Consider the following 24,971-nt stretch of genomic DNA (forward strand, 5'->3'; position numbering starts at 1 on the left):
GTTTGCGCCTTTTTGCTTTGGTTTCCTTCACGGCTTCTGCCGTTAACGACGAATGCACAGAGATCAGATTGGGCACATTGGCAGTTTATCTTCCTCGGTCATATCCTCGATACACAACATCGTCAGCATACTATTGGCAATCTCACGTTCGCCCATTACCACCTGATTCGCACCGCGATCGATAATGTACGTCACCTCATCGTCGTAATGTGCCCGGGCAATAATTTCGATGCCAGGCCGTTTGCTTCTGGCTGCGGCAACGATCTCACCGGCTTCATAGCCGTTGGGAATGGTCAGCAATAACCAGCGTGCGCAGTCCAGCCTGCCGAGATCGAGTATTTCTGAGTTGGCGGCGTTACCGAGCACGGTCTTGATTCCCTGCTCACGCAGCGCCTCAACGCGCGTACGCGAACTCTCGATAACCACCAGAGGAATGCCCTCAGCGGTCAGCTTGGCGCCAAGCAGGCTGCCTACGCGACCATAACCAATCAGCAGTGCATGGTTGCACAAATCGACAGGGATCTGTTTCTCATCCTCAACCGCTTCTTCCAGGCTCTGATCTTCGATGGTTTCAGTTTTAGCCAGATAACTCTCGAGCAGGGAAAACAGCAGCGGGTTGAGCATAATTGACAGGATCGATCCCGCGAGTACCAGATTGCGCCCATGTTCTGACAGCATACCGAGGGTTATACCCAGACCCGCAAGAATGAACGCAAATTCACCGATTTGCGCCAGACTGGCTGAAATGGTCAACGCAGTACGTTTTGAGTGACCAAACATTTTTACTAACGCAAAGGCTGCCAGGGATTTACCAAACACGATGATGGCCAGCGTTGCCAGTACGGCCATTGGCTCCTGAATCACTATCATCGGATCAAACAGCATTCCCACCGCGACAAAGAACAGCACGGCGAAAGCATCGCGCAGGGGCAGGGTGTCATGGGCTGCACGCTGGCTCAGTTCGGATTCATTCAGAACCATACCCGCAAAGAACGCGCCCAACGCAAAGGAGACATCAAACAGCCCCACAGCGCCGTAGGCGATACCCATTGCCAACGCCAGAACAGACAAGGTGAACAGTTCGCGCGAACCGGTACTGGCGGTTTTTGCCAGAATCCACGGAACCACACGGCGGCCTACCACCACCATCAGAGTAATAAAGGCGATCACTTTACCAATGGTAATAGCCAGTTCAGTGAACAGTTGACCCGTGCTGGCGTTCTCATTACCCATCATGTTACCGAACGCAGGCAGCAGAACCAGCGTCAATACCATGGCCAAATCTTCAACAATCAGCCAACCGATAGCGATTTGCCCGCGTTGGCTGTCAATCAGTTGCCGTTCCTCCAGTGCACGCAATAGAACGACGGTACTGGCGGTAGAGAGGCACAGTCCAAATACCAGGCCGCTGGTCAGATCCCAGCCCAACATATGCGACAGGCCAATACCCAAAATGGTCGCGACTGTGATCTGCGCAACGGCACCGGGAATAGCAATGGATTTAACGGCCAGAAGGTCTTTCAGGGAGAAATGGAGTCCAACACCAAACATCAGCAGAATTACGCCAATTTCCGCCAGTTCTAACGATAACTTGGTATCAGCAACAAAACCTGGGGTGAAGGGACCGGCAAGAACGCCAGCAGCAAGATAACCGACTAAAGGGGAGATGCGCAGGCGATTGGCGATCATGCCAAAAAGGAAGGCAAGTACCAAACCTCCCACAATTGTTGTAATTAAGGGGGTTGAATTATGCATCCAGACTCCTTCTAGTTATGCATGGGTAGGGGGCAGCGGGATTTCTTATTAGTTTATGGTAAAAATGACATTTTTGCCTGATTAAATTTACTCTTCGCCAATAAAACGAAGGGAATGCTGATTAAAACACATGAAGACGTCATTTATATTACATTAAAGGAAAATGGGCTGATGTGACAAGCACTATTTGCTTAGTGACAATGACGCATCAACCATAGAAAAAGCAGGGATTATGACGACTTGTCTTCTATATTGGGCAGTAATGCAGTAAGAATGCCAAGCAAAGGCAGGAAGGCACATATTTGGTACACTAATTCAATACTGGTCAAATCAGCGACATACCCCAGTATTGCCGCGCCTAACCCGCCCATACCGAAAGCAAAACCGAAGAATAGTCCCGAAACCATCCCGACTTTTCCCGGGATCAACTCCTGTGCATAGACCAGTATGGCGGAGAATGCCGATGCGAGGATAATCCCAATGATCACCGTCAGAACACCCGTCCAGTAGAGACTTGCATAGGGTAAAACAAGCGTAAACGGCGCAACGCCGAGGATTGAGCCCCAAATAACATATTTGCGACCAATCTTGTCGCCAATTGGCCCACCAATGATGGTCCCTGCTGCAACAGCAAGCAGAAAGGCAAAGAGGTGAAATTGAGCATTCTGCACCGAAACACCGAATTTATGCATAAGATAAAAGGTGTAATAACTGCTTAGGCTCGTCAAATAGAAATACTTGGAGAAAATGAGCACCAAGAGGATCGTCAGGGAGAAAATCACGGTGCATCTGGGCAACGTTTTTACATTATGGGAAGCGGCAGCCGAGGATTTTGTTGCCCGCTGCTGCATTTTGTACCATTTGCTGACCTGTAACAGCACGACAATCGCAAGCAATGCCGCCAATGAAAACCAGGCGACATTGCCTTGACCGTAGGGGGCGATAATCAATGCTGCCAGTAACGGCCCCATCGCACTGCCGAAATTCCCGCCCACCTGAAAAAGCGACTGCGCCAGCCCATGGCGCCCCCCAGACGCCATTCTCGCCACCCGTGAAGACTCTGGATGGAAAACGGAGGAGCCCGTGCCCACCAATGCTGCGGCCAGCAATACCAAGGGGAAACTATTGGCAACCGAGAGCAACAGCAGTCCGGAAAGGGTAAATCCCATGCCTATTGGCAAGGAATAAGGTTGAGGATGTTTATCGGTATACAGGCCAATCAAGGGTTGCAGCATGGATGCCGTTAGCTGGTAGGTCAGCGTGATAAGTCCGATTTGGCTAAAGCTGAGTGAGAACTCATTTCGCAACAGCGGATAAATCGCCAGAATCAGCGATTGGATCATATCATTCAATAAATGCGAGACGCTTATAGCGCCCAATATTGAAAATGCAGTCCCTTTTACTGCCGGTGAAACGGACGCCTTACCAGCGACCTCAGAACGATGGTTCATGATTACATGCAGCCTTATTATTTTTTATTGTCAAAAAGAGGGTGTACCGTTCACATCTTAATCACCCGGATTTTTTATTACCACAACAGACATAATTTGACGTGTGTCACAAAAATGTTGAAACAACTCACTTTCCTTTCAGGGTACAATTTTAACCAGTTGATAAATATCAGTGTGCTGTCATGTTCCCCCACGCAAACGGGGTGTATTTTACCTGTCAGATTGCACGAGGATTATCAGTCAAAACGATCCAGGTTGACCTGAATTCCCTGCTGACCCACTTATGAACTGGAGTGTCCATGCATTTCTCGCTGAAAACCACTGCCTGCGCATTAGCCGTCTCACTTTCTTTGTTACCGGCGCTTGCCAATGCCTGGGAAAAAGATAAAACCTACGATATCACCATTCTTCATACCAACGATCACCACGGCCATTTCTGGCATAACGACAACGGTGAATATGGCCTTGCAGCGCAGAAAACGCTGGTCGATGAGATTCGTCAGCAGGTGGCTTCGCAGGGAGGAAGCGTACTTTTGTTATCCGGCGGAGACATCAACACTGGTGTGCCAGAATCTGATTTACAGGATGCTGAACCCGATTTCCGTGGCATGACGCTGATTGGGTATGACGCCATGGCTCTCGGGAACCATGAGTTTGATAACCCGTTGAGCGTGCTGCGTCAGCAGGAAAAATGGGCCAAATTTCCTCTGCTCTCGGCGAATATCTATCAAAAAAGCACCAACACCCGTCTGTTCAAGCCTTATGCCCTGTTTGACAAGCAGGGGATCAAAATTGCAGTCATCGGCTTAACCACGGATGACACGATCAAAATCGGTAATCCTGAAAACTTCACGGACATCGTTTTCCACAAGCCCGCAGAAGAGGCCAAAGTTGTTGTTGAAGAACTGCGCAAGCAGGAAAAACCGGACATCATTATAGCTGCCACCCATATGGGCCATTATGACAACGGCAATCATGGTTCCAATGCACCGGGCGATGTGGAGATGGCGCGCAGCCTGCCCGCTGGCTATCTCGATATGATTGTCGGGGGACACTCGCAGGATCCGGTCTGCATGGCGAGCGAAAATAAAAAGCAGGTCGACTATGTGCCAGGTACACCTTGCGCGCCAGATCGTCAAAATGGAACCTGGATTGTACAGGCGCATGAGTGGGGTAAATACGTGGGTCGTGCGGACTTCCAGTTCCGTAACGGTGAGTTGAAATTGGTGCACTACCAACTGATCCCAGTCAACCTGAAGAAAAAGGTGCAGAAAGCCGATGGTACCAGCGAGCGGGTTTTTTACACTCAGGAGATTGCCGAAAGCAGTGACATGCTGAAATTACTGACGCCTTTCCAGGACAAAGGGAAAGAGCAGTTGGAAGTGAAAGTCGGCAGCGTCGATAATAAGCTGGAGGGCGACCGCAGCAAGGTTCGTTTTGTGCAGACCAATCTTTCCCGCGTATTGCTGGCGGCGCAGATGGAGCGTGCGGGTGCTGACTTTGGCGTAATGAGTGGTGGCGGTGTGCGTGATTCCATCGAACCCGGTGATATTACCTATAAAGACGTGCTCAAAGTGCAACCGTTCGGCAACACGCTGGTGTATGTCGATCTTGAGGGCAGTGAGGTCCAGGAGTATCTGGGCGTTGTTGCGAACATGAAAGTCGACTCCGGGGCTTATGCGCAGTTCGCCAATGTGAGTCTGGTCGCTGATGGTAAAAATGGCGTGAGCGATGTCAAGATCAAGGGGGAGCCGTTGCAGGCGGATAAAACTTACCGTATGGCTACGCTCAATTTCAATGCAACAGGGGGCGATGGTTATCCTAAAGTTGACAACCACCCGAGCTACGTCAATACCGGTTTTGTCGATGCTGAAGTGTTGAAACAATATATTGAGAAACACTCCCCGCTGAAAGCCGAAGATTATCAGCCGAAAGGTGAAATCGTCTATAAATAAAGCGTTATGTTGCCAACAGGTGCCAGTTTGGCACCTGTTCATTTTCCTTCCTCAGAAAAGAGAGAAAAGAAGCACCACTGGCAGACTGAGTGGCCACGTCAAACCAATGAGAGTGGATGTGAGCAGGCGGATCAGGAAGGAATTGTCTCGACTGACCAATAGCGTAAACAACACCGAAAACGCGAACCCGAAGAAATAGACGGTCTTGATAACATCCCATGTAGAGTTTACAGACACCATTCTTCCTTGTTTCATTCTGTTAACAGCTTATTTTATTCTCCTAACAACACATTATCAAACGCATGACGCCAGTTATTGCTAATATATCGAACCGCGTAGAAACGTTTGCCTCGATTAAGCCCAGAGGTTTATATTCTCGGACAGGATTTAACCATAAAATATAAGAATAGAGAGAATGGTCTTATCTGAGTCTCTCTGATTAACTTAGCGCAGTTTTGTTTGCTCCTGGACTCAATAAATTCTATGTACAAGTTTTCACAGTTATTCGTGCAGTTCTGTCTCTTGATAGCACTCACGCTGGTTCCTGTATGGGCAACGGCTGCCGATTCCCCCTCTTCATCACAAACGCAGAATGATTCAACGCCTGCACCGGTGAAGATTGTGGCATCGGTTGAACTGAGTAAGTTGCAAAAACGACTGGATGCGATCAAGCAGCAGGTCTCAACCGCGACAACCGACAGTCAACTCACTGGTCTGTATAACGATTCCCTGACGCTGGCAAACGATGCTGAAGCGCTTTCCGCGGCGCTGCATCCCGATCGGGCACAGATTCAGGCGCAGTTGGATGTACTTGGCCCGGCTCCCGTGCAGGGTGCAATGCCAGAAACCGCCGTGGTTGCCCAGCAACGTAACGCGTTGAATGGCCGCAAAGCGCAATTGGACAGCCAAATCGAGCGCGTCCAGTCAATCAAGACCGGGGCGACCAATCTCTCAACGCAAATTGTCGACATCCGACGCAATGCGCTCCGCACCCAGATGGCCTTCAACTCTGGCAGTATTCTCGGGGGGAAATTCTGGTCGCCGCTACTTGAGCCGAGGAGTGAAGATCAGCGGCGTATAAACGATTTTCGCCAGCAGATCGAAGACGCCTGGGCACTTTCATGGCAACCCGACTGGCGCGTAGGAACGTCGATATTTCTCTTGCTGGCGGCGGCGATTTGGATAAGTGGAGTCCGGTTACTGGATTACGCGCTGGCCTGGCTCTGTACCCACTGGTTGCCTGAGGGGCATCTGCGACGCAGCTTTTTAGCCTGCGCCACGGCGTTGACCACGGTTCTGGCGCTGGGGTTGGGAGCCGAGCTTCTGCTGCTGGCCTTTACGCGCCATCCTGACGTCTCGCCAGCCGTTCTGGATTTCGGCAATCAACTCTTCTCGCTGACGCTTTTCTCTGCGTTGATTGTCGGCTTGGGGCGCGCGTTCCTTTCCATCCGCCGTCCGACATGGCGTCTCGCGTCGATGTCGAACCCTATCGCACTGGCGCTACGTTCTACTCCCAAGATGCTGGCGGTATGTATTCTGCTGTTTGGCGCAGTTGAGCAAGTCAATAATATTATTGGTACCAGCGTATCGACGACCATTTTTGGTAATGGTATCGCGGCACTGCTGGTGGGGTTAATCGCCTTTATTTCCCCTGTACGCGTCAATCGCCTGCGCCGTCAACTGGCCGCCAATGGTGAGCAGCCGGAAGGGCGATCTACGCTGGCTGGGCTGATCCATCTCAGCGTATGCCTGACCGGTATCTCAATCCTGCTATCGCTGTTGATCGGGTACATCGCGTTGGCGCGGTTTCTCACCTATGAGCTGATTTGGGTGGGCATGGTGCTCTCATGCCTGTATCTGTTGCTCTATCTGGTTAACGATCTTTGCGAGAGCCTGTTTTCCACGCAGAACGCCAGCGGCAAGATGCTGAAAAACTCGTTGAATCTGGACGAACGGCATCTGGCTCAGGCAGCAACACTTTTCTCGGCTATCGGTAAAACCCTGTTGATTCTGTTGGCGGCCGTGGCGCTGTTCAATGGTGCCTTTGGCTCAACCACGCCGATGACGCTGTTCAATAAAGCGATTGAGATGTGGGGCGGCAAGGGGCTGGAGAAGCTGAATATTGTTCCGTCGAGCGTCATGCATGCTTTTTTGTGCCTGGGAATTGGCCTTTACGTTCTGCGCACCGCAAAACGCTGGCTCGACAAAGAGTTCCTGCCGAAAACCATGATGGACATCGGTATCCGCTCTTCCCTGGTTACACTGTTCAGCAATATCGGCTATGTGCTGGTTTTATTGATGACGCTGGCAACATTGGGCATCCAATGGAACAAGTTGGCCTGGATCGTGAGTGCGTTATCGGTAGGTATCGGTTTTGGTCTGCAGGAGATAGTGAAGAACTTTATCTCCGGGCTGATTCTGCTTACCGAGCGGCCGGTCAAAGTGGGGGATTTGATCAGTATTGCTGGCGTGGAGGGCGATATCCGGCGGATCAACGTGCGTGCGACAGAAATCCAACTGGGCGACCGCTCCACCGTTATTGTGCCTAACTCGCAGTTGATTTCGCAGAATGTCCGCAATGCAACGATGGGCAATGCGCAGGGCGTGGCAACCATTGCGTTGACGTTCCCGCTGGATATCGATCCCGAACAGGTTCGTACCCTGCTGCTCGATGCCTATGAAGCGCATGAGTCGATTCTGCCTACGCCTGCGCCATCGGTGAAGTTCAGCCAGCTTGGCCCTGAGGGGATTGTCCTGAGCGTGACGGGCTATGTCAGCAGTCCGCGTATGGTATCGGCGGCAAAAAGCGATCTTCTCTTTGAGATTCTCAAGCGATTGAGAGAGGCAAAGGTCGCACTCTCCAGCCCGCGAACCATGATTTTGCAGCAGCCTGCGCCACAGGATTCTGGCGTGGAATAAGTCCTGCGGATGAGACGCCAATATGTCGCTTGGCGTCTTAAGCTTAAGGTCACGGCGGAATATAAGAAAACCTGAGATCTGGCACAAAAAATATTGGGCAGAGCGTGGAGGAGCCGTCACATTTAACGGCTCCTGACGGCGCGGAATCAGTCAATTCGCGCGATGTCTGCGAAAACACCATTCAGCAGGCGACATAAATCGCTGGCGGCCAATTCAATATCCAAACCGCGTTTGCCACCGGAAACAAAAATGGTCGGGAACCGTTGCGCCGGGTTGTCGATCACCGTAGGCAGTCGCTTCTTCTGCCCGAGCGGGCTGATTCCACCGACCAGATATCCGGTAACCCGCTGTGCCAATTGTGGATCGGCCATCTCAGCTTTTTTGGCACCAAGCGCTTTAGCCACTTTCTTCAAATCAAGCTGAGTTGAAACGGGCGTAACAGCAACTGCCAGGTTTTTAGCCTCTCCGTTCAACGAGACCAGCAGGGTTTTATAGACTTGCTGGGCATCCAGTCCCAGTTTCTTGACCGCTTCATCACCGAAATTGGTTTCTTCACTGTTGTGTTCATAAGGATGGAGGGTGAATTTAACCTTTTGTTTCTCTAAAAGATTTACTGCTGGGGTCATGATGTTTACCTGATGAGTCAACACTAACGCCTGAAAGGTTGCCGCGTTTGCCATATACAAAATTTTGGCAAAAATAATTGCTCTGCGTAATTGTCTGATAGTTAGCTATAAAAGTCGCTTCTTCGCGGGTGTTCAACTTTAGCGCAAACAATGTTTGTTGCAAATACATTCAACGCGTTGTTACCCTACTACCGCCGGTAGGGCTCTCTGCAAAGAAGCATGCCGAAGCGTATAACTAATAAAATGAAATTCCTCTTTGACTGGCCAATAGCGATATTGGCCATTTTTTTATTCCTATCAATGGGGTATTCCGATTTTCAACATATCGGGCAGATTACCTTCGCCGTATAAATGCAAGGCTCCTACCGCCACAACATAGCGGCCAGGAGGGAGAGCCGATAGCTGCTGCTGCCAACGTTGATTGCGCTGATTCATCAAAATATCGTAGAGCGCACTGCTAAAGGTGGATGGCAGGGCGTCAGTGAATTTTTTGGGTTGATTTTCCATCCACCAACTCACCATGGTTTGCAGCAACCGCGCATTGGTGTGCCAGTGTGTCAGGGTATCTTCAAGCAGGGCGATCCCGCCTTTGGGAAGCTGCTGTAGTAGTTCGAGCTGTTGTTGCGGCCCCTCTAATTCAATGACTTTTTTACCCTGATGACGTGCGGCATTGAGCAATTGGTAGTCAATGCCATATTCGGCGCGCAGACCCAATCTCTGTGCCTGCTGCGCCTGCAATACCAGCGCAATTTGCCAGGCTGGCAGGGTGGACAGATGCTGCTCGCGTGCGCCCAACTCATCACACAAATTATTCAGTTGCTCAAGTTGCGCTGCAGAGAGTCGTTCCGCTAATGGCAATTGGGGTTCAGGTTGGCCGAAAGGGGATTCACTGCTGGTGATATCAGCTTCAACGATTAACGCATCGGCTTCCCTCAGTTTCTCGAATAACACGTCTGGTAGCGGTGACATGTCGATGGTGCCCATATGAATACTGCCGACCAGATGAAAATAACGTTCACCCGGCAGCGTGATGTCGAGAGCCGGATAGGCATAAACCATAGGCGAGTTCAGACCCAGCAGGGAAGCGATACGGCGAAACAATTGACCCATGACAGCGTGGCTCCGATTAGCATTTCTTTTCATGCTAACGTCTTACGTTGCAGAGTTGTAGGAGAATTAACTGATTAAAGGCGGGTAAAGGTGGCACCGCACAGAGTGCCACCGCAGTCGTGTTACTGTTTCGGTGTGAAACGCAGCAGTCTGTTGGCGTTGGTGACCACCGTAATTGACGACAGCGCCATTGCTGCCCCGGCAACCACCGGGCTAAGCAGTGTACCCGTCAGAGGATAAAGCACCCCGGCAGCGATAGGAATACCGATGGTATTGTAGATAAATGCCCCCAGTAGATTCTGTTTCATATTCCGCAGTGTTGCTTTCGATAGCGCGACGGCGTCAGCCACGCCGTGAAGGCTATGGCGCATCAGGGTGATCGCGGCCGTTTCTATCGCCACATCACTGCCACCGCCCATGGCGATACCGACATCGGCTTGCGCGAGCGCGGGGGCATCGTTGATGCCATCACCAATCATCGCCACCTGACGACCTTCCGCCTGCAATTGCTTGATGGCCGCCGCTTTTCCATCAGGTAAAACACCGGCGATCACCCGATCTATTCCGGCTTCTTTTGCAATGGCCTGTGCCGTGCGTTCGTTATCGCCTGTCAGCATCACCAGCTTATAGCCTTGTTGATGCAGGCGTTTCAGTGCGCTGACGCTGTCCTCACGCAGTGGATCGCGAATGGAGAATAGCGCGGCGATACGGCCATCCACAGCGAGCAATACCGGCGTAATGCCTTTCTCCGCCTGTAGTTGCAGCAGTTCATCGACCTCACTGCTGTCGATATTTTGTTGCGTCATCAGTGCGCTATTACCCAGCAACACGCGGTGCGCAGCGATTTCACCACTCACGCCAAGGCCACCGAGGGTACGGAACTCCTGCACCTGAGGTAAGGGCAGATCCTCCGCCCGCTGCATGATGGCGTGCGCCAGTGGATGGTTCGAACCTTTCTCCAGTGCAGCCGCCAGGATTAATGACTGTTCCTCCGCGTTCTGATTGAAAGTATGAATAGCCACCACTTTGGGCTGCCCTTCGGTCAGCGTGCCGGTTTTATCAAAAACCAGAGTATCAAGCGTACTGGCTTTTTGTAGGGCATCAGCATCACGAACCAGCACACCAAATTCAGCCGCACGGCCTACACCAGAAATAATCGACATGGGTGTAGCCAAACCCAAAGCGCAGGGACAGGCGATAATCAGCACCGTGGTTGCTACCACAAGCGTATAAACCAACTGCGGTTGGGGTCCGAAGATGTACCAGATCGCACCGCTGAACAGGGCAACCAACACCACCGCAGGCACAAATACGGCTGAAATCCGATCCGCAAGCTGACCGATTTCCGGTTTACTGCTTTGCGCCTGACGTACCAGTTTGATAATGCGCGCCAGCGTAGTCTGGCTGCCAATCGCATCGGCACGAAAAAGTACGCTGCCATCTTTGACGATGGTACCTGCGTGGACGGCGTCACCGGTGGATTTCCGCTGTGCGATCGGTTCCCCGGTCAGCATCGCTTCATCCATCCAAACGTCACCCTGCAGGATTTCGCCATCAACCGGTACGCGATCGCCGGTCGTCAGGCGCAGCGTCATACCTCGTTTCACCTCGGCCAGCGGTACGTCACGTTCGCCGCTGTCTTCGACTATGCGGGCAGTCGGTGGCGTAAGATCGAGTAATCGCTCAAGCGCTTTGGAAGATCGCTGACGTGCCCGTTGTTCCAGCGCATGGCCCAGATTGATCAGGCCGATAATCATCGCACTGGCTTCGTAGTAGAGATGACGGGCCTCATGAGGAAAAACATCAGGCCAGAGGTTCACGGTAATGGAGTAAAGCCAGGCCGCACCTGTTCCGAGCGCCACCAGTGTGTCCATGGTGGCGCTGCCATTTTTCAGGCTCATCCAGGCATTTCGGTAGAAGTGATTACCGGCGAGAATCATTACTGCCAGCGTAAGAATGCCCACAATCAGCCATGGGATCCGGGTTTCAGGCGTCAACGTCATGCTGCCGCCAAACAAACCCCAGGCCATCAGTGGAATACCTACCGACAGACCTAGGGCGGCCTGCCAACTGAAACGACGCATGTTTTGTTGTGCCGTTTGCTGCTGGCGTTCACGACGCTCGGTCTCATCCTGAATGATTTCTGCGCCATAGCCCGCTTTCTCTACCGCGCTAATCAGCGCCTGATGATCCACAGCACCCATAACCAGGGCGCTGCGTTCAGCAAGATTAACCCGTGCCTGCTCAACGCCCGCGACACCTTGTAACGAGCGCTGGACTTTAGAAACACAACTTGCGCAGCTCATACCATTGATCAGTAACTGAACCGTATCGTCGTCTTCAGTTGCATCAATTGCTTTTGCCGGAACCGTAGAAGATGCCGCTGCCTGAGGTTCCGGAGTGGAGGAGGCAGAATAGGTCAGCGGCTCAGATTTTGGGGATAACGCTCCCGTTGCCAGCGTGGCCTCATAGCCCGCCTGTACGACGGCATCGATCAGCGCCTGCGGATCGGCATCGCCATAAACATGTGCGGTAGTCAGTTCAACATCCGCCGCCACAACGCCAGAAACGGCTTCAAGGGCTTTTTGGGTTGCACCGGTGCAATGCCCACAGCTCAAACCTGCAAGTTGCAGTTCGATATCGGGGTGCGTTGCTACCTGAGCATGATAACCCGCCTGTTCAACGCTGCTGATGAGATCCTCAGGCGTTGCGGAGCCTGACACTTTGGCATAACGGACATTGACTTCAGCCTGCTCAACGTCAGCACGGGCTTCCAATGCTTTTTTGACCCGTTGAGCGCAATTCATGCACGACAATCCTTGCAGTGCGAGTAACCTGGTTTTAGATACAGCAGTATTGGACATAATGATCTCCTTGCCGGATAAAATTTGTTCAAAAGAGTTGACCAACTGGCCTTATTTCACTAGTTATAGAGGTTAAACCTTCCAGCAAGGGGAAGGTCAAGGGGGGAGTAATGAATATTAGTGATGTTGCCAAAAAAACCGGTTTAACCAGCAAAGCGATCCGTTTTTATGAGGAAAAAGGGCTGGTTACCGCGCCGTTACGCAGTGAGAATGGCTATCGTAGCTACGGCGCAAAACATATCGAAGAATTGACCTTATTGCGTCAGGCGCGTCAGGTGGGTTTTACTCTGGATGAGTGCCGCGAACTCGTCGCGTTATTTCATAATCCCGATCGTCACAGTGCTGATGTGAAAGCACGTACTCTTGAAAAAGTGGCTGAAATTGAGAATCATATCAGTGAACTTAACGCCATGCGGCTACAGTTATTGGCGCTGGCGGAACAGTGTCCGGGGGACGAGAGTGCTGATTGCCCGATCATTAATAATCTTGCTGGCTGTTGCCATACCACAGTGAAACCCGATACGCATTAAGCGATCGGGCTTTCTGAACGAGCTAAAAATCAGGAATTATTGGCACTGCGAGGCGTGATGGCGCGCACTTGCAGCGTTATGCCGTCGACATCCACCACTTCAACTTCATCGCCAACACTCAGGTTATCTGAGGACTTAACCCGCCAACTGCTGTCACCGATGCGTACACGGCTGTAACCGTTACGCTGTGGCTCAAGCAGTGTGGCTTTTATTCCTACCAATTGACGCCCGCGCTGATTAAGTGCCCTTGGCGGTTTACCCGCGACCTTACGATGTGTCAGCCAATACCACCAACCTATGGCGGCAACCAGTGTGAGCACACCAAAACTCAATGCCTGCCACTCCCAGACAAAGGGGACAAGCCACACCAGAAGGCCCACTGTCATCGCCGCGACGCCACTCCACAACAAGTAACCACTGGCACCCAGCATTTCCGCCATCAGCAGAATGCCGCCGAGCGACAGCCAGAACCAGTGTGGGTTTGTGGCAAATTCCTCAAGCATGATTACTTGCCTTTCGTCTCTTTCAGCAATTCGGCGATGCCACCAATTGAGCCAATCAGATTACTGGCTTCAAGCGGCATCATGATGACTTTACTGTTATTGGATGAGCCAATTTTTTGCAGTGCATCGGTATATTTCTGCGCGACAAAGTAATTGATAGCCTGAATATTCCCGGCAGAAATAGCGTCCGAAACCATCTTTGTCGCCTGCGCTTCCGCTTCCGCCGCACGTTCACGCGCTTCGGCCTGCAAGAATGCAGACTGACGCTCACCTTCCGCTTTCAGGATTTGCGACTGTTTTTCACCTTCAGCACGCAAGATGGCAGCCTGACGCACACCTTCGGCCTCAAGAATATCGGCACGCTTGGTTCGCTCTGCCTTCATCTGGGCGTTCATCGCGGAAATAAGTTCAGCCGGTGGGCGAACGTCACGGATTTCGATACGGGTGATTTTTACGCCCCACGGATTGGTGGCTTCATCGACGATATGCAGCAGGCGGGTGTTGATGCTGTCACGCTGTGAGAGCATTTCATCCAATTCCATTGAGCCAAGTACCGTACGGAAGTTCGTCATGGTCAGGTTAACAATCGCCTGTTCCAGATTACTGACTTCATAGGCAGCGCGAGCCGGATCAATGACCTGAATAAAGCACACTGCGTCAATGGCGACGTTGGCGTTGTCGCGCGAGATAATCTCCTGGGAAGGGATATCCAGCACCTGCTCCATCATGTTGATTTTACGACCGACACGATCCATAAGGGGCACAACAATATTTAACCCTGGCATCAACGTTTTCGTATAACGACCAAAACGTTCAACGGTCCATTGATAACCTTGAGGCACAATTTTTAGGGTGGAAACCATCAAAATCAGCGCTAATGCCACAATAATGGGAATGACGGTAAACATGGTAAAACTCCTGTAAGTGACTATCCGCAAGTATGCGCCATACCGTACCAAATATTTGTGGGGTGTGAGTGATATCAGCGCTAATCTATATACTACAGGATCGCAGCGATTCGTGCCGGAAATGGCAATCTCGTTGTGCAAAAAGAGAGGTTGTCAGGTTGGGAGTAAAAAAGTGGCGTGGGTTGGAACGCGCCGGTTCCAACCCAAAACAGAACAAATAGAATCAGTACAGTAAGGAATAGAGCTGACGACGGTATTTGGCGGCCAGTGCATCACCGGTACCCAGCGCAGCGAGAATATCCATCAACGTTTTGCGGGCGCTTCCATTGGCTGCAGCAAGATCTTTCTTCAGATGGCTAATCAGAAGCTCCAGCGCTTCTTCATTTCGCCCCACCTGATGCAGTTGCAGACTCAATTGCACCGCCAGCTCCACATTCTGCGGATCCTGTTCCAGTTGCTGCTGCAGCAGTTGAATTTCCGGCGTGTCAGCCGCCTGTTTCAACAGTTCAATCTGCGCAATCAGCCCCTGATAACGGGTATCGCGGTCTTGCAACGGAACAACAGCCAGCACAGCCTCGGCCTCTTCAGTCCGGTTCAGTAATATCTGCGCTTCTGCCAGCATAAAGCCGATTTCGCTGTTCTGATGGCTCAACTGCCAGGCATCTTTCAGCAGGGGCAGGGCCTCAAGCACTTTGCCTTCCTGCATCAGTTCAGCCGCTTCGGCAGCTTTGAGTTCTTCAGGTTTCGGCAGCACTTTTTCCAGCAGGGCGCGCACGGCTTCTTCGGGTTGTGGCCCCTGGAAACCATCCACCGGTTGACCATCTTTAAATAAATAGACGGTAGGAATTGAACGCAGTCCAAACTGTGACGCAACCATTTGCTCGGCGTCGCAATCGACTTTGGCCAGAATAAATTGCCCGGCATATTCGACCGCCAATTTTTCCAGCACGGGTGTCAGTTGCAGGCAGTGCTGGCTGCGATCCGACCAGAAGTAAAACAGCACCGGAAGGACCTTTGACTGCTCCAGTGTCTGGTGCAGGTTGGCTTCGTTAATCTCTACAATTGTGGGTTGTGCAAGCATGACGTTATCTCTCATCCGTTTTAACGGTAGATGGGGGCAGCTTTTTCTGCTTCAACCCCCAGAGGCTGACTGATACAACTTACATCGCGTTTTTGCGAGTATTATCAACAGCCTGACTTATGAATGGCCGCGCAATAGTTTGTCGAGCGCCCGACCCGGCAGAATTCGGCGCAAGATACTTAAACTGTGTGCCACCAACGTTATCGGGTAGCGGAGTTTGGCCTTGGGACTCTCCAAAGCATGGCGCAGTTTGGGCAATATGGCGTCTGGCGGTAAGGTAAACCGTGCTGCAATACCTGGATTACTTACCGGTTTGTCCGATTGGGACTGATTGACGTTGTCCGTGAAATTACTGCTGATTGGACCCGGTTCAATCAAACTGACCTGAATACCGGTGCCATGCAGTTCCATGCGCAGCGTATCAGACCAGGCTTCAAGCGCATATTTGCTGGCGGCATAGGCACCGCGCCCTGGCGTACTGACCAACCCCATCACAGAACTGGTTTGAATGATCCGGCCTTCGCCATGCGGCAACATGGCGGGCAACAGCAATTGGGTCAATTGATGGGTGCCGAACAGGTTACTGGCGAACTGTCTTTCCAGTTGCTGACGGCTGATAGTGTTGAGCGGGCCGTATGCGCCGTAGCCAGCATTGTTAAACAAACCATAGAGGCGACCAGAGGTAAGCTCAATGACCTGGGCGGCGGCACGCTCGACGCTGGCGCTGTCATCGAGATCCAACAGAATCCCTTCCAATCCCAATTGCTGCATATTTTCGACGTCCTGCGCTTTACGGCAGGCGGCCAATACCCGATAGCCTCGATTCCTGAGATCCTGTGCGGCAACAAGACCGATTCCTGACGAGCAACCGGTAATTAAAACTGCTTTTTGCATAACTTTACCTGATAGGTGACCCGTTTTATTAAGACTCATGTTTTACTAAGGGTAAAAGTCGCTCAGACATCCAGCCTGCGATAAATGCCTGGGCATCGCGGTTGGGATGAAGTCCGTCATCCTGCATCCATTGGGGCTTGATCGCAACCTGCTCCATAAAAAATGGAATCAGGGGGATGTCGTACTGTTTCGCCAGCGCCGGATAGAGGTCGTAAAACGCCTCGCCATAACGACGGCCATAATTGGGCGGCAAGCGAATTTGCATCAAGAAAGGCTGGGCATCCGCTTGCTTGACCAATGTAATTATTTTACCGAGGGTTTGCTGGATATCCTGCGTTGGAAAACCGCGCAGCCCGTCATTGGCACCCAGTTCGATCATTACCCAGCGTGGTTGATGTTGTTTCAGTAGCGCAGGCAGGCGAGCCAGTCCTTGTGCGGTTGTGTCGCCGCTGATGCTGGCATTGACCACTTTGGGTTGCGAGGGATCCTGCTGCCATTTTTCAGACAGCAGTGTCGGCCAGGAATTGGCGACGGGCAGGCGATAACCAGCGCTCAGGCTATCACCAAGAATAAGTAATGTATCAGCAGCAACTGCACGTAAACTGAATAATCCCAATAGCAAAAGGAAGGGAAGATGCCAGCGGAAAACGTTCTTGAAGTTCATCATCTTAATAAACACGTCGGTGAGGGTGATCATCGTCTCTCCATCCTTACCGGAGTCGAGCTGGTTGTCAAACCCGCGCAGACGATTGCATTGATTGGTGAATCGGGATCAGGCAAGTCAACCTTGCTGGGAATATTGGCCGGGCTGGATGATGGCAGTGAAGGCGACGTTGCATTGCTCGGGCAATCGCTACCGGAAATGGATGAAGAAGGTCGAGCCGCTCTGCGGGCACAAAATGTGGGTTTTGTGTTTCAGTCATTCATGCTGGTGCCTACTCTCAATGCATTGGAGAACGTACAACTCCCGGCGCTGCTGCGCGGCGATAGCGATGCCAGCAGCCGTGAACAGGCAATCCAACTCTTGCAGCAACTTGGATTGGGCGAACGGTTGAGCCATCTTCCCGCCCAGCTTTCTGGCGGTGAGCAGCAGCGTGTTGCATTGGCGCGGGCATTTAGTGGTCGACCAAAGGTGCTGTTTGCCGATGAGCCTACGGGTAATCTCGATCGTCAGACGGGCGAACGCATCGTCGACTTACTTTTTTCACTGAACCGCGATTTTGCCACAACGTTGATTTTGGTGACTCACGATGAGCAACTGGCAGCGCGTTGCGAACGGCGCTTACGTCTGCGTGACGGAAAATTGTGGGAGGAAGCATGATTTGGCGGTGGTTTTGGCGGGAGTGGCGCTCTCCGTCGCTACTGATTGTCTGGCTGGCATTGACGTTGGCGGTGGCCTGCGTGCTGGCATTGGGGACGATCAGCGATCGGATGGAGAAAGGCCTGAGCCAGCAGAGTCGGGATTTTATGGCGGCAGATCGCGTTTTGCGCGCCTCTCATCCGGTACCTGAAGGCTGGCTTCTGGATGCGCGTCAGCAAGGATTAGCAGTCAGTCGGCAACTGAGTTTTACGACAATGACTTATGCGGGTGACCGACCACAATTAGCTCAGGTCAAGGCCACCGATCAGGCTTATCCTCTGTATGGTCAATTGGAAACCCGGCCTGTGGGTCTCAGGGCTGAACCGGGAACGGTGTTGGTTGCACCGCGCTTGATGGTTCTTCTTAATGTCAAAGTCGGCGACATGCTGGACGTCGGTGATACGACGCTGCGTATTTCGGGAGAGTTGATTCAGGAGCCGGACTCAGGTTTTAACCCATTTCAAACCTCGCCCCCCATTATTATCAATTTGGCTGACGCAGAAAAAACCGGGGCGATACAGCCCGGTAGCCGACTGACATATCGCTATATGTTTGCTGGCAGCGCCAACAATATTGAAGAATATGGTTCCCGTCTGGCTCCACAGCTGAAACCCGGCCAGCGCTGGTACGGAATGGAAGAGTCCGGCGGTGCGCTGAGCAAGTCTTTACAACGCTCGCAGCAATTCTTACTGTTATCTGCGCTCTTGACGCTTTTGCTCTCCATTGCTGCCGTTGCGGTTTCAATGGGTCATTATTGCCGTAGTCGATATGATCTGGTGGCGGTTCTGAAAACGCTCGGCGCGGGGCGTAAGGCATTGCGCCAACTGATTATCGGTCAGTGGGTGGCGGTTTTATTACTGGCGGCGGTATGTGGCAGTATGATCGGTTTGGCCTTTGAAGCCGTATTAATGCGTCTGCTCGCCCCTGTTTTACCTGCCGCACTGCCAGAAGCGGGTGCATGGCCATGGGTCTGGTCAATGGGATCACTGGTGCTGATATCGCTGTTGGTCGGGATGCGGCCTTATAAGCAACTGCTGGCAACGCAACCTCTGCGGGTGTTACGCCGCGACGTAGTGGCTAACGTCTGGCCTCTACGTTATTACTTACCGGCTATTTTACTGATTGTTGTGGGGCTGCTGGCGGCGTTGGTGGAGGGGAGCGCGCTGCTTTGGGCCGTGTTGGCGGGGATCGTGGCCTTGGCATTGTTGCTGGGAGGGATCGGCTGGGGAGGCCTGCTGCTTTTACGGCGTTTAACCGTCAGGAAACTTGCTTTACGTCTGGCAATAAACCGTCTCTTACGCCAACCGTGGGTCACACTGAGTCAGTTAGCAGCCTTTTCTCTCTCTTTCATGCTACTGGCTTTATTATTGGTTATGCGCGGTGATTTACTCGATCGCTGGCAGCAGCAACTTCCTCCTGAGAGCCCGAATTACTTCCTGTTGAACATGACGCAAGAGCAAGTTCCGCAAGTGGAACATTTCCTACAACAGCGTCAAATTCAGGCTGGCACGTTCTACCCGATTGTCCGGGTGCGATTGACGCAAATCAACCAACAGATCGCTACAGAGCGCGTGCGGGAAGACGATCCTGGCGGTGAAGCGGTTAATCGCGAACTGAATCTGACCTGGCAGGAAAATCTGCCAGAACATAATCCGTTGGTCGCGGGAACCTGGCCACCAAAAGCGGGTGAAGTGTCAATGGAGCAGGGAATTGCCGATCGCCTTGGCCTGAAAATAGGCGACACGCTGACATTCAGCGGCGATACGCAGGATTTCAGCGCCAAAGTGACCAGCTTGCGAAAGGTTGACTGGGAAAGTTTGCGACCGAATTTCTACTTTATTTTTCCTCCCGGTGCACTGGATGGACAGCCGCAAACCTGGCTCACCAGTTTCCGGTATCAGGGCGATGACGCAATGTTGGCGCAATTGAATCGCCAGTTCCCGACGCTGAGTCTTTTGGATATTGGCTCGATCCTCAAGCAAATTGGTCAGGTATTGCAACAGGTTAGCAGGGCGCTTGAAGTGATGGTTGTTCTGGTTCTGATCTGCGGTACGTTATTGCTGCTGGCGCAAATTCAGGTTGGTATGCGACAGCGACGTCAGGAGTTGGTTGTTTACCGCACACTCGGCGCGAGTAAAAAGTTACTGCGGGGAACGCTATGGTGCGAATTTGCTGTGTTAGGGCTGGTGGCCGGTATTGCGGCGGCTGTTGGGGCAGAGGCTGCATTATGGTTATTGCAAACCAAAGTCTTTGAATTCAATTGGGAACCAAACTTTATCCTTTGGTGGTTGCTCCCTTTACTCAGCGCGATATTGCTTTCCTTGTGCGGTGGTTGGCTTGGAGTGCGATTATTGCGGGGGAAAGCGCTATTCCGAGGATTTGAAGGTTAAGTCGTCGTGACAAGATTCATCAGTCATTAAGTCATGATGAAGTAAACGAGGGTGAGTTGTCGCCAAGTCAGTACCGCTATACTGGCTGCGGGTGCTTGAAACTGTCTGTTTTGAGCGCAGATGTGGTGAAAGGCAGGCAGAAAAAAGCCCCAGACTGACTCTAAATCAGAATGAGGCTCTCTCATAATGCATGAACACCATTATGTTAGCCTCTTAACAGCAGCAATGCAACGGAGGTTAAATGCCGCAAAAGCTGGTTATCTGGGGGCTGTTCGTGGTGTGTTTCACGATCCTGGCCTTCACCTGGATGGTGCGTGATTCGCTGTGCGAACTGCACATCAGACAGGGAAACACGGAGGTTGCGGCAGTTTTAGCCTACGAAGTTAAACGTTAAGAGCAACCGGCGGGGCAACCCCGCCATTTGGTGTTGACGCATTGGGTTTCCGGCACCCAATCATTACACAGGCCAGCCTTTGGGCTGGCTTTTTTCATTGCAGACGGGCAGGCGGAGTCAGGCAGAACAGACATGACATAATTCACCAGCCATTAAGCCATGATGAAGTAAACAAGGGTGAGTGGAGAGGTTGTGAGTGCCGCTATACTGGCCGCGGGTGCTTGAAACTGTCTGTTTTGAGCCCGGAAATGGTGAAAGGCAGGCAGAAAAAAGCCCCAGACTGACTCTAAATCAGAATGAGGCTCTCTCATAATGCATAGACACCATTATGGTAGCCTCTTAACAGCAGCAATGCAACGGAGGTTAAATGCCGCAAAAGCTGGTTATCTGGGGGCTGTTCGTGGTGTGTTTCACGATCCTGGCCTTCACCTGGATGGTGCGTGATTCGCTGTGCGAACTGCATATCAGACAGGGGAACACGGAGGTTGCGGCAGTTTTAGCCTACGAAGTTAAACGTTAAGAGCAACCGGCGGGGGCAACCCCGCCATTTGGTGTTGACGCATTGGGTTTCCGGCACCCAATCATTACACAGGCCAGCCTTTGGGCTGGTTTTTTTTATTGCAGACGGGCAGGCGGAGTCAGGCAGAACAGACATGACATAATTCACCAGCCATTAAGTCATGATGAAGTAAATGAGGGTGAGTTGTCGCCAAGTCAGTACCGCTATACTGGCTGCGGGTGCTTGAAACTGTCTGTTTTGAGCGCAGATGTGGTGAAAGGCAGGCAGAAAAAAGCCCCAGACTGACTCTAAATCAGAATGAGGCTCGATCATAATGCCTAGACACCATTATGGTAGCCTCTTAACAGCTGTAAAGCAACGGAGGTTAAATGCCGCAAAAGCTGGTTATCTGGGGGCTGTTCGTGGTGTGTTTCACGATCCTGGCCTTCACCTGGATGGTGCGTGATTCGCTGTGCGAACTGCATATCAGACAGGGGAATACGGAGGTTGCGGCGGTTTTAGCCTACGAAGTTAAACGTTAAGAGCAACCGGCGGGGGCAACCCCGCCATTTGGTGTTGACGCATTGGGTTTCCGGCACCCAATCATTACACAGGCCAGCCTTCGGGCTGGCCTCTAAAATAACATAAATGTAATCACAACTTTTTCTGGGCCCATTCAATACCGCTACGGTATTCTTCTGGCAGAAGGGGGATCAACGCATTCAACGTCTTATTCAATTGATTATTATCAGGATCATTGATATTCAGATGTCCAACCTTACGACCATCACGCACCTCTTTGTCGTACCAATGCAGATGAATAAGAGGTAATCCCAGCCATTCGATATTCACCGCAGTTCCGATCAGGTTAATCATCACTGAAGGGGTACTCACCACGGGTTTTGGCAAAGGGAGATCCAGAATCGCGCGCAAGTGCAGCTCAAATTGACTGATTGAAGCCCCATTTTGGGTCCAGTGACCACTATTATGAACCCGTGGAGCGAGTTCATTAATCAACAGTCCTTCCTCAACGACAAAGCATTCCATCGCCATTACGCCGACATATTCCAGTTCAGACATGATTGAGGAAAGCATCTGTTCGGCCTGATTCTGCAAACGGCTGTCAGGTTGCGGCAATGCGACACTAGTGCGCAAAATCCCTTCTTCATGCAGGTTGTGAGTTAGCGGATAAAACACCGTTACACCCAGTTGATTCCGGGCACCTACCAACGATACCTCACCGGAGAAGTTGATTCCCTGCTCAACAATACATTCGCCATAACAATCTTCCGGCAAAGAAGATTGCTCGCCGGGATGTAACCGCCACTGTCCGCGACCGTCGTAACCACCAACACGTCGTTTGACGATAGCCAGTTCACCCTGAGAGGCAAAAATAGCGGGCCATTCACTGGCATCGGCCAGTAATTGCCAGGGAGCTGTCGCTAAACCAAGTTGATCGAGGAGTTGTTTTTGCGTCAAGCGATCGGCCAGACGAGGAAATATATCCCGATTGACAAAACCGCTATGGCTGGCGAGTTCACGGGTTAATGCCGTTTCAGGCCAACGTTCAATTTCAGCCGTGATCACGCTGTTGTGAAAGGGAACGGCTTCGGGTTCTGCATCCAATCCAACCGGATAAACCGCAATTCCAAGAGGTTCTCCGGCCTGACGAAGCATGCGCCCCAACTGACCATTACCCAGTACGCAAACCGGTTTCATGCTTCCCCCCGCGGATCGGGATTATTAAGGACCTCGTCAGTTTGCGCTTTGCGCCAATCAGCCAGACGTTGACGGATACCGTCATCATGCAGGGCGAGGATCTGAGCAGCCAGCAATGCCGCGTTTGCCGCACCTGCTTTACCGATCGCCAGCGTTCCCACCGGGATCCCGCGAGGCATCTGCACAATCGAATAGAGGCTATCGACGCCGCTTAATGCCGCACTCTGAACCGGTACGCCCAGCACAGGTACCAATGTCTTTGCCGCAATCATTCCGGGTAAATGCGCTGCTCCACCCGCACCGGCGATAATCACATCGAAACCATTGTCGGCAGCCTGCTCCGCAAAACTGAACAATTTATCCGGGGTTCGGTGGGCTGAAACCACTTCAGTGTGAAAAGCTATATTCAGCGTGGTGAGGACTTCGGCAGCGAACTGCATAGTAGCCCAGTCACTTTTAGATCCCATGACAATAGCGATTTTTGCCGGGGCAACATTCGATGGCATGCCTGTAATGCTCCTGTGATTGTACACGCGTCGCCAGACAGGTGGTTTCTGGCGGAGAGGGCGCAGATGATATCATGCAATATCGGCAAGGAAAACGGTTGCGTCGTTTCAGTAAGGTGAGAAAAAGCTATAATCCTGGCATTAATCACCACGGGAACATTAACGATGACAGAGTCCCTTCTGGCCCCTATAAGGGCTTTTTTGCACTGCAAAACACCCGCGCGATGGGTGGATTTTGCCGTAATGAATCAGGATATCTTACTGATTGATCATGCCAATTGTGAAAAGAAGGCTGCTGCGGCGGCGATGAGCCTCATGACCCGTTATCTCGATCGAACGGAATTATTGATGTGTACCGCCCGCTTGGCGCGCGAAGAGTTGCATCATTTCGAACAGGTTGTCGAGATAATGAGAGCTCGGGGAATCAGTTACACCGTGTTATCGCCGTCACGTTATGCCAACGGCATGTTGAAACATGTGAGACACACTAACGAGCTGGAGTTATTGGTTGATCGCCTGATTATTTCTGCCTATATCGAAGCGCGCTCCTGTGAGCGGTTTGCTTGCGTTGCGCCGGTTCTGGATGATGAATTACGCCGATTCTATATATCGCTTCTGCGTTCTGAAGCCCGTCACTTCAGTGACTATCTGGCTTTGGCGCAACAATATGCGGGTGGAGATATTAACGATCGGATCCAGGAAATCGGCAGGATAGAGGCGGAATTGATCCTTGCACCGGATGAACAATTCCGTTTTCACAGTGGCGTACCCATGTGATTTCTCAGAAGGGAAAAAACAGTAACTCAACGCCAGCGGGAGTCACTTTAACCATGGAACCTTGTTCATGCCAGGCACCCAAAACAGCGCGGCTCACAGGTCTGCCATTGACATTCAGTGTGTGAATGGCTGGTCGGTGCGTATGTCCATGAATCAGCCATTCTGCCTGATTACACTGCATGACCTCTGATACTGCCTGAGGATTCACATCCATAATTTCCAGTGATTTTGAACTGTTGGATTGCTGGCTTCCGGCGCGTAACTTGGCTGCGACCCGCAATCGCATTTTAAGAGGAAGGGCGAGAAACAATCTTTGCAGTAGCGGATTATGGACGCGGCGGCGAAATTTCTGATAATCCACATCATCGGTACACAACGTATCGCCATGTAAAATAAGAATCTTATGGCCGTAGAGATCCAGCACTTTTTCTTCTGGCAGCAATACCATCCCACTTTGGCGGGCAAAGCGTTTACCCACCAGAAAATCGCGATTACCGTGAATGAAGTAGCAGGGAACGCCTTGTTGATGAAGATTTTTCAGGGCTGCCGCGATCTCAGCATGTAAAGGTTCCGGGTCGTCGTCGCCCACCCAGGCCTCAAACAAATCACCAAGAATATAAAGGGCGTCAGCGAGCGGGGCTTCGCGCTGCAAAAAACGCAGAAAACCGGCAGTAATTGCCGGTTCCTGAGCGCAGAGATGAATGTCTGCAATAAAAAGAGTGGCCATTCG

23 protein-coding genes are annotated in these 24,971 nt (G+C 51.7%); 9 read left to right on the forward strand and 14 right to left on the reverse strand.

The features are described 5' to 3' along the window. Nucleotides 1-63: 63 nt before the first annotated feature. Together ybaL and DRI82_RS00670 are read right to left on the reverse strand one after the other, a co-directional pair. The gene (ybaL, locus tag DRI82_RS00665; RefSeq protein WP_114191590.1) at nt 64-1,755 is read right to left on the reverse strand and encodes a YbaL family putative K(+) efflux transporter; all 1,692 of its coding nucleotides are present in this window, start codon (nt 1,753-1,755) and stop codon (nt 64-66) included. A gap of 230 nt (nt 1,756-1,985) precedes the next feature. After that, the gene (locus DRI82_RS00670) at nt 1,986-3,206 is read right to left on the reverse strand and encodes an MFS transporter (RefSeq protein WP_114191591.1); all 1,221 of its coding nucleotides are present in this window, start codon (nt 3,204-3,206) and stop codon (nt 1,986-1,988) included. Nucleotides 3,207-3,505: 299 nt separating this feature from the next. Here DRI82_RS00670 and ushA point away from each other — a divergent pair, with 299 nt between their 5' ends. Beyond that, nucleotides 3,506-5,161: a bifunctional UDP-sugar hydrolase/5'-nucleotidase UshA gene (gene ushA, locus DRI82_RS00675; RefSeq protein ID WP_114191592.1), complete on the forward strand. Its 1,656-nt coding sequence runs from the start codon at nt 3,506-3,508 to the stop codon at nt 5,159-5,161. 51 nt (nt 5,162-5,212) lie between these two features. On the opposite strand, the gene DRI82_RS00680 is transcribed toward ushA, so the two are convergent. Further along, nucleotides 5,213-5,401 carry a GhoT/OrtT family toxin gene (locus tag DRI82_RS00680; protein ID WP_114191593.1) on the reverse strand — a complete coding sequence of 63 codons (189 nt, stop codon included), beginning with the start codon at nt 5,399-5,401 and terminating at the stop codon, nt 5,213-5,215. Nucleotides 5,402-5,644: 243 nt separating this feature from the next. Here DRI82_RS00680 and DRI82_RS00685 point away from each other — a divergent pair, with 243 nt between their 5' ends. Further along, a complete protein-coding gene (locus tag DRI82_RS00685) occupies nt 5,645-8,080 on the forward strand; it encodes a DUF3772 domain-containing protein (RefSeq protein ID WP_114191594.1) in 2,436 nt (811 codons plus the stop codon). Between the two features lie 146 nt (nt 8,081-8,226). Here DRI82_RS00685 and ybaK read toward each other — a convergent pair whose 3' ends face one another. From ybaK to copA, 3 genes are all read right to left on the reverse strand, one after another. Further along, the gene (gene ybaK, locus DRI82_RS00690; RefSeq protein WP_114191595.1) at nt 8,227-8,706 is read right to left on the reverse strand and encodes a Cys-tRNA(Pro)/Cys-tRNA(Cys) deacylase YbaK; all 480 of its coding nucleotides are present in this window, start codon (nt 8,704-8,706) and stop codon (nt 8,227-8,229) included. 297 nt (nt 8,707-9,003) lie between these two features. Continuing rightward, nucleotides 9,004-9,816 carry a TraB/GumN family protein gene (locus DRI82_RS00695; protein WP_114191596.1) on the reverse strand — a complete coding sequence of 271 codons (813 nt, stop codon included), beginning with the start codon at nt 9,814-9,816 and terminating at the stop codon, nt 9,004-9,006. Nucleotides 9,817-9,938: 122 nt separating this feature from the next. Then, nucleotides 9,939-12,680, reverse strand: a complete 2,742-nt coding sequence (gene copA, locus DRI82_RS00700; RefSeq protein WP_114191597.1) for a copper-exporting P-type ATPase CopA — start codon at nt 12,678-12,680, stop codon at nt 9,939-9,941. 110 nt (nt 12,681-12,790) lie between these two features. On the opposite strand from copA, the gene cueR reads away from it, so the two are divergent. Beyond that, nucleotides 12,791-13,210, forward strand: a complete 420-nt coding sequence (gene cueR, locus DRI82_RS00705) for a Cu(I)-responsive transcriptional regulator (protein ID WP_114191598.1) — start codon at nt 12,791-12,793, stop codon at nt 13,208-13,210. 29 nt (nt 13,211-13,239) lie between these two features. Here cueR and DRI82_RS00710 read toward each other — a convergent pair whose 3' ends face one another. The 5 genes from DRI82_RS00710 to tesA all read right to left on the reverse strand — a co-directional run bounded on the left by DRI82_RS00710 (nt 13,240) and on the right by tesA (nt 17,260). After that, the gene (locus tag DRI82_RS00710) at nt 13,240-13,713 is read right to left on the reverse strand and encodes an NfeD family protein (RefSeq protein WP_114191599.1); all 474 of its coding nucleotides are present in this window, start codon (nt 13,711-13,713) and stop codon (nt 13,240-13,242) included. A 2-nt stretch (nt 13,714-13,715) separates the two neighbouring features. Beyond that, a complete protein-coding gene (locus tag DRI82_RS00715) occupies nt 13,716-14,621 on the reverse strand; it encodes an SPFH domain-containing protein (RefSeq protein WP_114191600.1) in 906 nt (301 codons plus the stop codon). Nucleotides 14,622-14,844: 223 nt separating this feature from the next. Further along, nucleotides 14,845-15,702, reverse strand: a complete 858-nt coding sequence (locus DRI82_RS00720) for a co-chaperone YbbN (RefSeq protein ID WP_114191601.1) — start codon at nt 15,700-15,702, stop codon at nt 14,845-14,847. A 117-nt stretch (nt 15,703-15,819) separates the two neighbouring features. After that, nucleotides 15,820-16,596, reverse strand: coding sequence for an SDR family oxidoreductase (locus DRI82_RS00725; RefSeq protein ID WP_114191602.1), 777 nt, complete (start codon nt 16,594-16,596; stop codon nt 15,820-15,822). 28 nt (nt 16,597-16,624) lie between these two features. After that, nucleotides 16,625-17,260: a multifunctional acyl-CoA thioesterase I/protease I/lysophospholipase L1 gene (gene tesA, locus DRI82_RS00730; RefSeq protein WP_170138659.1), complete on the reverse strand. Its 636-nt coding sequence runs from the start codon at nt 17,258-17,260 to the stop codon at nt 16,625-16,627. On the opposite strand from tesA, the gene ybbA reads away from it, so the two are divergent. The 5 genes from ybbA (at nt 17,231) to DRI82_RS00755 (ending at nt 21,781) form a co-directional block, all read left to right on the forward strand. Continuing rightward, nucleotides 17,231-17,917, forward strand: coding sequence for a putative ABC transporter ATP-binding protein YbbA (gene ybbA, locus DRI82_RS00735; RefSeq protein ID WP_114191604.1), 687 nt, complete (start codon nt 17,231-17,233; stop codon nt 17,915-17,917). The two genes, tesA and ybbA, sit on opposite strands and share 30 nt — an antisense overlap. Continuing rightward, on the forward strand, nt 17,914-20,346 hold the full coding sequence (gene ybbP, locus DRI82_RS00740) for a putative ABC transporter permease subunit YbbP (RefSeq protein ID WP_114191605.1): 2,433 nt from the start codon (nt 17,914-17,916) through the stop codon (nt 20,344-20,346). Before ybbA ends, ybbP begins: the two co-directional genes overlap by 4 nt. Nucleotides 20,347-20,587: 241 nt before the next feature. Further along, nucleotides 20,588-20,740, forward strand: a complete 153-nt coding sequence (locus tag DRI82_RS00745; RefSeq protein WP_114191606.1) for a Hok/Gef family protein — start codon at nt 20,588-20,590, stop codon at nt 20,738-20,740. A 367-nt stretch (nt 20,741-21,107) separates the two neighbouring features. Continuing rightward, nucleotides 21,108-21,260, forward strand: a complete 153-nt coding sequence (locus tag DRI82_RS00750) for a Hok/Gef family protein (RefSeq protein ID WP_114191606.1) — start codon at nt 21,108-21,110, stop codon at nt 21,258-21,260. A 368-nt stretch (nt 21,261-21,628) separates the two neighbouring features. After that, on the forward strand, nt 21,629-21,781 hold the full coding sequence (locus DRI82_RS00755) for a Hok/Gef family protein (protein ID WP_114191606.1): 153 nt from the start codon (nt 21,629-21,631) through the stop codon (nt 21,779-21,781). Between the two features lie 112 nt (nt 21,782-21,893). Here DRI82_RS00755 and purK read toward each other — a convergent pair whose 3' ends face one another. Continuing rightward, entirely contained in the window at nt 21,894-22,958 is a 1,065-nt protein-coding gene (gene purK / locus DRI82_RS00760) for a 5-(carboxyamino)imidazole ribonucleotide synthase (RefSeq protein ID WP_114191607.1), read from the reverse strand. Next, on the reverse strand, nt 22,955-23,464 hold the full coding sequence (gene purE / locus DRI82_RS00765; protein ID WP_114191608.1) for a 5-(carboxyamino)imidazole ribonucleotide mutase: 510 nt from the start codon (nt 23,462-23,464) through the stop codon (nt 22,955-22,957). The genes purK and purE overlap by 4 nt, the downstream gene beginning before the upstream one ends. Before the next feature lie 165 nt (nt 23,465-23,629). Between purE and DRI82_RS00770 the strand changes: the two genes are divergently transcribed. Next, on the forward strand, nt 23,630-24,241 hold the full coding sequence (locus DRI82_RS00770; RefSeq protein WP_114191609.1) for a MiaE family protein: 612 nt from the start codon (nt 23,630-23,632) through the stop codon (nt 24,239-24,241). Between the two features lie 4 nt (nt 24,242-24,245). Here the strand turns inward: DRI82_RS00770 and lpxH are convergent, their stop codons facing one another. Further along, a complete protein-coding gene (gene lpxH, locus DRI82_RS00775; RefSeq protein ID WP_114191610.1) occupies nt 24,246-24,968 on the reverse strand; it encodes a UDP-2,3-diacylglucosamine diphosphatase in 723 nt (240 codons plus the stop codon). Between the last annotated feature and the right edge of the window lie 3 nt (nt 24,969-24,971).

This window comes from Edaphovirga cremea (assembly GCF_003332275.1).
Classification (GTDB): Bacteria; Pseudomonadota; Gammaproteobacteria; order Enterobacterales; family Enterobacteriaceae; genus Edaphovirga; species Edaphovirga cremea.